This is a genomic window from Actinophytocola sp. (assembly GCF_036002505.1).
Classification (GTDB): domain Bacteria; phylum Actinomycetota; class Actinomycetes; order Mycobacteriales; family Pseudonocardiaceae; genus DASYTH01.
In genome coordinates this window covers 1-5,660 of record NZ_DASYTH010000412.1, presented here as the reverse complement: position 1 = coordinate 5,660, position 5,660 = coordinate 1, and the positions used below count along the sequence as shown (strand labels likewise).

At 70.9% G+C, this 5,660-nt stretch carries 7 protein-coding genes; 1 reads left to right on the top strand and 6 read right to left on the bottom strand.

The window, feature by feature from the left end; translation table 11 throughout:
* Window positions 1–27: 27 nt before the first annotated feature.
* From VGR06_RS36665 to VGR06_RS36645, 5 genes are all read right to left on the bottom strand, one after another.
* Window positions 28–216 (bottom strand): DUF2933 domain-containing protein, encoded by a 189-nt coding sequence (locus tag VGR06_RS36665; RefSeq protein ID WP_327563813.1) that lies wholly within the window; start codon window positions 214–216, stop codon window positions 28–30.
* 522 nt (window positions 217–738) lie between these two features.
* Window positions 739–1,305: an NAD(P)/FAD-dependent oxidoreductase gene (locus VGR06_RS36660; protein WP_327563812.1), complete on the bottom strand. Its 567-nt coding sequence runs from the start codon at window positions 1,303–1,305 to the stop codon at window positions 739–741.
* A 484-nt stretch (window positions 1,306–1,789) separates the two neighbouring features.
* The gene (locus VGR06_RS36655; protein WP_327563811.1) at window positions 1,790–2,539 is read right to left on the bottom strand and encodes a hypothetical protein; all 750 of its coding nucleotides are present in this window, start codon (window positions 2,537–2,539) and stop codon (window positions 1,790–1,792) included.
* On the bottom strand, window positions 2,484–2,792 hold the full coding sequence (locus tag VGR06_RS36650) for a hypothetical protein (RefSeq protein ID WP_327563810.1): 309 nt from the start codon (window positions 2,790–2,792) through the stop codon (window positions 2,484–2,486). Before VGR06_RS36650 ends, VGR06_RS36655 begins: the two co-directional genes overlap by 56 nt.
* A gap of 332 nt (window positions 2,793–3,124) precedes the next feature.
* Window positions 3,125–3,319: a hypothetical protein gene (locus VGR06_RS36645; protein ID WP_327563809.1), complete on the bottom strand. Its 195-nt coding sequence runs from the start codon at window positions 3,317–3,319 to the stop codon at window positions 3,125–3,127.
* Between the two features lie 321 nt (window positions 3,320–3,640).
* Between VGR06_RS36645 and VGR06_RS36640 the strand changes: the two genes are divergently transcribed.
* Entirely contained in the window at window positions 3,641–4,321 is a 681-nt protein-coding gene (locus tag VGR06_RS36640; protein ID WP_327563808.1) for a hypothetical protein, read from the top strand.
* A gap of 110 nt (window positions 4,322–4,431) precedes the next feature.
* Here the strand turns inward: VGR06_RS36640 and VGR06_RS36635 are convergent, their stop codons facing one another.
* A complete protein-coding gene (locus tag VGR06_RS36635) occupies window positions 4,432–5,358 on the bottom strand; it encodes a LysR family transcriptional regulator (protein ID WP_327563807.1) in 927 nt (308 codons plus the stop codon).
* Window positions 5,359–5,660: the final 302 nt, after the last annotated feature.

Genomic DNA, 5,660 nt, shown 5'->3' with positions numbered 1-5,660 from the left:
CGACGGTGGTTTCCTGGTCCTGTGTCCTCAGGCGCCCGGCTGCGGTGTTCGTTGTGATCCGCGCCGCAGGGCCCCGCCCTGCATGCCGAACATCATGAACATCATCATGAGTGGGCAGGTCAGCACGAGCGCCGCGATGGGTAGCGTGCCTGCCGGCACCCCGAGCGCGGCGAGGCCGACAACGAGGATCGCCAGGGCGATGGCGTACGTAGCCATGTTGCCGTCTCATGACGTCCCCATCCCGTTGCGAGATACCTCAAACCGTGCTCCTGGGTACCGGGCCGGGGTACAGGCCAACGGCACCCCGGGCGGGGGTCGAAGGTCACTAGCCCCCGGGGGTACGGACGACGGAGGCTGATGGCAGATTCCTCGGAGGGAAAACGCCTTGGGCCTCGACCGTTGTGCGCACCCCACCGATGCCCATCGCGGCACCGGCATGCCCATCCTGACACCACTTCCGGTGGTCTCCAGGACGAACCATGGGACTGCCAGCAGGGTGATGTTGTTGCCCACCGATGAGACGACGTTGGCGCCGAGCAGGGCGAAAGTTGGTATCCGGTCAGCGATGGCCGGCCTGTGCTGCGCGCCTGCCGGCTCCTCGTCGAGGGCCATCCTCGCCAACCTCCCGATCCACTGGGACGACGGCGGTCTCTTCACCCGGGGTGTACCCGAACCTCGCGATGCTAGGCGATCAAGCTCGCCGCAACTCGTCGAGCTGGCCGGAACGAGACGGATGCCCTACCTCCGGTGGAGTGTTCGCAGCTGTTCGGCCAGGTATTGGTGAACGGAGCCCACGGTGACCGAGCCCTCGCCGACAGCGCCGGCGACGCGTTTGACCGACCCGTACCGCACATCCCCGGCCGCGAACGCGCCGGGCAGGCTGGTCTCGAACGGCAGGGGCGTCCGCGGCAACGGCCAGGCCGGCGGCGGAACGTCGCCGCCGGTCAGGACGAATCCACGGTCGTCGAGCTCCACCGTGCCGCGCAGCCAGTCGGTACGCGGTTCCGCGCCGATCAGGACGAACACGGCTGTCGCGGCGACCTCCTCGCGCCGACCGGTGCGGACATCCTCCAACGTCAGCGCCTCGAGGCCGGTCTCGCCACGGCCGTCGACCACCCGCGTGCCCAGCCGCACGTCGACGTTCGAGGTCGCCTCCAACTGGGTGATGAGGTAGTCGGACATACCGGCGGCCAGTAACTGGCCACGCACCAGCAAGCTGACCCGGGCGGCGAACCGGGCCAGGTGCAGCGCGGCCTGCCCGGCCGAATTTGCGCCGCCGATGACGTACACCTCCTGACCGGCCATCGCCGGCGCCTCGACGCCCGCCGCCCCGTAGAAACGCCCGTCCCGACGAGGCGATCCAGCGCGGGGATGCCCAGGCGGCGATAGCTCACGCCGGTCGCAATGATCACCGCCCGGGCAACGGCCTCGCTGCCGTCGTCGAGCGTGACGACTAACTGATTGCCGTGCGCCGTGAGCCCGTTGGCCGGGTGCGTGAACACGAACTCGGCCCCGAACAGCACCGCCTGCTGCCAGGCCCGGTGCGCCAGGTCACCACCGCCGATGCCCCGCGGAAAGCCCAGATAGTTGCGGATCAACGAGCTCGTTCCCGGCATATCCAGAAGCCGCGGAACGGAATCGAAGAGGCCGACGTACGGCGCCGTCGCCGTCGTCCAGGCAGGAGAGCCAACGGCATGCGACGGTCGGCGGATGCGCCAGCACGACACGACGCGTGAATCGACAGCCTGTGTTTGATCCGGCGTGGAGGTCGAAGCGCGGCTCGGCTGCCCTACAGGCCGACTTGCTCCAGCAGCAGGCGGGCGATGATGGTCGCGACGGCGCTGGACGCGATGGTGATCACCCGGGCGAAGGTGGCCTCATCAAACGGCCATTCCTGGATACGTTCGGCCCGCTTCTCCAGTGCCTCGGCCGCATTGAGCAGGCCGACTTGTCCCTGCAACACCTCCAGCGTGGGCTGGTCGCGAACCTTGTCGTACGCCTGCATGTACAGGACACGGGCCCGGTCCAGCTCCCGCTGTTTCACCACGACCATCTGCCGGTTCAGCCGGCGCAGCGACAGGAAGAACAGCCCGATCCCCACCACCAGCACAGCGATCCCCAGGATCACGCCCGCGGCGTCGGAGACGTTGGTGAGCACCAGCGGGCCGACGCTGCCGATCAGCATCCAGAAGCCGGTGAACGCCAGCCGGCCCACCGGCCGCAGCCCGAGGCTCCGGTCGCCGCGGTAGCCCTGCAGGGTGAGGTGCCCGCGGCCCAGCCGGTTGAGGCCCAGCTGCAGCGTCAGATAGACCCAGACCGCCGTCCACAGTGGGATGCCGACCACCACCCAGGTAACCGCCTGGATCACCGCGGCGCCCGGTTCGCCGGTCAGCGCCTCATCGAGCGGCAAGACTAGAACCCCGGCCGCGGTCAGCAGCAGCGGAGCGACCGTGCTGTCCATGCCGCGGAACACAGCCCGGACATCACCTTCGTCCTGCTCGACCACCTCGGTCAGCCCCGCCCACGCGTCGCAGCTCATCGGTGATCCGGGCCGCACCCCACAGCGACAGCAGAATCGCGCAGCTGACCGCCGTCCGGTTGAGCACCTCACCCACCGGCGTGCCACCGGTGCCGGCCCACTCCGCGGCGCCCGACACGCGAACGGCGACAAGATTCAGCCAGGGAACGAGCGCCCAGACGAGCATCCATGCCAGCCGGGGCCCGGGCAGCCGCGACAGGATCCGCTCGGTCAGCGGAACACCCGCCGTACCGTCGCCGGGCGGACTGCTCACGGCTGGCGCGGTAACTCCCAACTCGGCTGCGCCACCGACGCGACCGTCCTGCGGGCTGGTCATGAGGAAACCCTAACCGCGGCAGGAGCACCCATGGAACGCCGGCACGGCGCGGTCGATCATCATGCTGCCGGGAGACCATCCTGCGCACATGCGCGGGGCTATGACGACGACGGGACCGGCGAACGTGGTCATGAACGAGCTGTGCGCCCCGCCCGCCATCGCGTTCGTGGCCTACCACGCCGGTGCGCTACCTGCGATACGCGGCCCACAGGGCAGCCCGCAGATGTTTCCCGGCCCAAATCCTGACGGGCTGGTGGCCGACTGTACCCTCATGGCGCTGACTGGGCTCGAGGCCGCCTTCGCGTGTGACGGATCCACAGCCCGGCCACCGTCACGCTGGCGGTGGCGCTGAGCAGCAGCCCCAAGGCGGAGACGAATGTGCGGGGCAGCCCCACGCCGGCGAGGGCCATTCGGGCGAGGTCGAAGGTCATGAAGACGAGGGCCAGGGCGAAGCTGCGCAGCATCCATGCGCGATGCTCGCCCACCCTGCCGGCCCGGGCCCGCCGGAGCGCGACCGCCGTGGCAGCGGACCTGGAGATGGCCCAGGCGGCGAAGACGGCCCTGCCCGTGCTGTGGTGTGCCGCACTGGTGGCGCGCGGCATCTTGGTACGCGCCGCTCGGCATCGCCGCGGGTCGCGGACCGTGGGGGTCGCGCGGTCGGCCGGTACCCGGACGAGCGCCGGCGGCGGATGCGTGACGGTATGGGGGCTGTTCAGCTCATGGTCGGCGATAGGGACCGGTCGTAGAGTGGCGGCGTCCGGACCCGTCACCTGCAGGAGCCCGGCATGGGTAGCTTGTTGGATTTCCTGTCGGTCGGTGATGGCGTCGATGTGCTCGATGACATCCTGGCGGTGTTGGTGCCGCTGACGCTGGTGTGCAGCGACGCGGGTCTTGCCTACGCGCGGGCGCGGTTGGGTAAGCGGTGGGCATTGGCATCGATCGGTGAGCCGCGTCCGGCGCCGGCCTCGTGGGCGGTTGCCGACCGGTGTGTGGGGGTTGACGGGTACGAGGCGGCTGTCGCGTCGGCGTGCCGCTGCGCGGTGGCGTATGCGGAGGCGGCGGCTCGGCTGGCGCAGGCGGCGGTTCCGGTCGCGGCGCAACTGGCGGCGGGTCGGCTGGCGGTGCCGCCCGAGCCAAAGACGCTCAAGCCGTCGGACATTGTGAGGATGCCGCAGCGGCATGTGCCGCTGGTGCAGTTCCCCGTCCGTCACGCACCGGGCGGGCAGCGTGCGGGTGTCGCCGCGCTGAACGCGGACCTGGCCGCGCACCACCGGCAGCTGGGGGTCTCGATTGATCGGCTGATCCGCGTCGGCGTGCCGGCCACCGTCTTCGACCGGCGCGATCAACGCGGCGTCGGGGCCGATGATGTCGGGGGCGCGTTTCCGGCCGCGTTGCATGCCTACGGCGGCGCCTGCGTGTGGGCGGTGACGCTGCTGCACCGGCGTGCTGTTGCGCCGGCCGCCTGACCTGGAGGCACGGTGACCGGTTCGCGCCATCAAGCCGCTGGGGACGTATGGGAGGCCGTCCTGCGGCGAGGACCGGCGCTGCTCACCGGGTCGGGCGGCGGCGCCAGGGGCTACTGGATCTCTTCGTCGGTGCCGGATTCCCCCCGGCTGGCGGCCTTTTGCAGCGCGTCCAGGACGGCGCTGACCGCGGCGGTGGGGCGGGGGTTGGCGGGCAGGGCGGCGATGATGCGTCTGGGGGCGATGCCGGCGACCGGGACGAGGACCACGTCGGGGTGGCGGGTGCCACGGCTGACGCAGGCGGTGGTGAGGCTGACGCCGAGGCCGGCGGCGACCAGCCGCGGCACGGCCTGCTGGTAGTCGTCGGTGGCCAGGGCGACGGTCGGGGTGAACCCGGCCAGGGCGCAGGCGTGAATTGTCTGCGCGCGGCAGCGTTCGCTGATGATCCACGGTTCGGTGGCCAGCCGGGCCAGGTCGATCTCCTCGTCGCCGGCCAGCGGGTGGGTGAGGGGCAGGACCATGAACAGGTGGTCGTCGAGCAGCGGCATCGTCATTAGCCCGGCGGGTGCGGGCAGGGTGGGGTGGTCGAAGGTGATGGCCAGGTCGCATTCGGCGCGCTCCAGCAGGGTGAACGCCTGGTCCGGGCCGGCCTCGACGAGGGAGACGGTGATGTCCAGGCCGCGGGCGGCCAGGTCGGCCAGCGCGGCGGGCACGAGGGTGGCGTTGCTGCTGGGCAGGGCGGCCAGCCGGACGTGGCCGGCGGCGGTGCGGGCGAACGCGGCCAGCTGCGTCTCGGCGGCGGCCAGTTCCGTGGCGATCGCGTCGGCGCGGGCCACCAGCGCCCGTCCGGCCTCGGTGAGCGTGACGCCGCGGCCGTCGCGGATGATCAGCCGAACGCCGGTTTCGGCTTCCAGCCGGTGGATGTGGTGGCTGATCGCGGGCTGGCTGTAGCCGAGTTCCCGGGCGGCCGCGGCGAGCGAGCCATGCCGGGCGACCGCGCGCAGCACGAGAAGTCGCCGAACATCCAGCACGGCTCTCATCGTCACACGCTCCGGGGCCGGCCGGTCACCTCAAGACGGCGTCTTCAGACGGTAAAGAAACCGGCAGGTGTCGCCCATCGGCGGCTCGGGTACCTGGATCAGGACCGATCGATGCCCGGGCCGTCATGCGTGCACCGGGCGGAGAGGCGGCAGGCAATGCACGCGACGACGACTCCGAGACTTGGTCTGGGCAGCCAGGTCTGGCATTTCGCCCGGCACTGGCTGGAGATGTGCGTGGTGATGTGCGTCGGCGGCGCGATCCTCAACGGGCTGCTCTTCCTGGCCGGCCCGGCGCTGCTCGG

What these genes read in the sequence shown, in the direction of transcription:
- VGR06_RS36665 (WP_327563813.1), bottom strand. Translation starts at nt 216, where the DNA reads ATGGCTACGTACGCCATCGCCCTGGCGATCCTCGTTGTCGGCCTCGCC.
- VGR06_RS36660 (WP_327563812.1), bottom strand. Translation starts at nt 1,305, where the DNA reads ATGGCCGGTCAGGAGGTGTACGTCATCGGCGGCGCAAATTCGGCCGGG.
- VGR06_RS36655 (WP_327563811.1), bottom strand. Translation starts at nt 2,539, where the DNA reads ATGAGCTGCGACGCGTGGGCGGGGCTGACCGAGGTGGTCGAGCAGGAC.
- VGR06_RS36645 (WP_327563809.1), bottom strand. Translation starts at nt 3,319, where the DNA reads ATGCTGCGCAGCTTCGCCCTGGCCCTCGTCTTCATGACCTTCGACCTC.
- VGR06_RS36640 (WP_327563808.1), top strand. Translation starts at nt 3,641, where the DNA reads ATGGGTAGCTTGTTGGATTTCCTGTCGGTCGGTGATGGCGTCGATGTG.
- VGR06_RS36635 (WP_327563807.1), bottom strand. Translation starts at nt 5,358, where the DNA reads ATGAGAGCCGTGCTGGATGTTCGGCGACTTCTCGTGCTGCGCGCGGTC.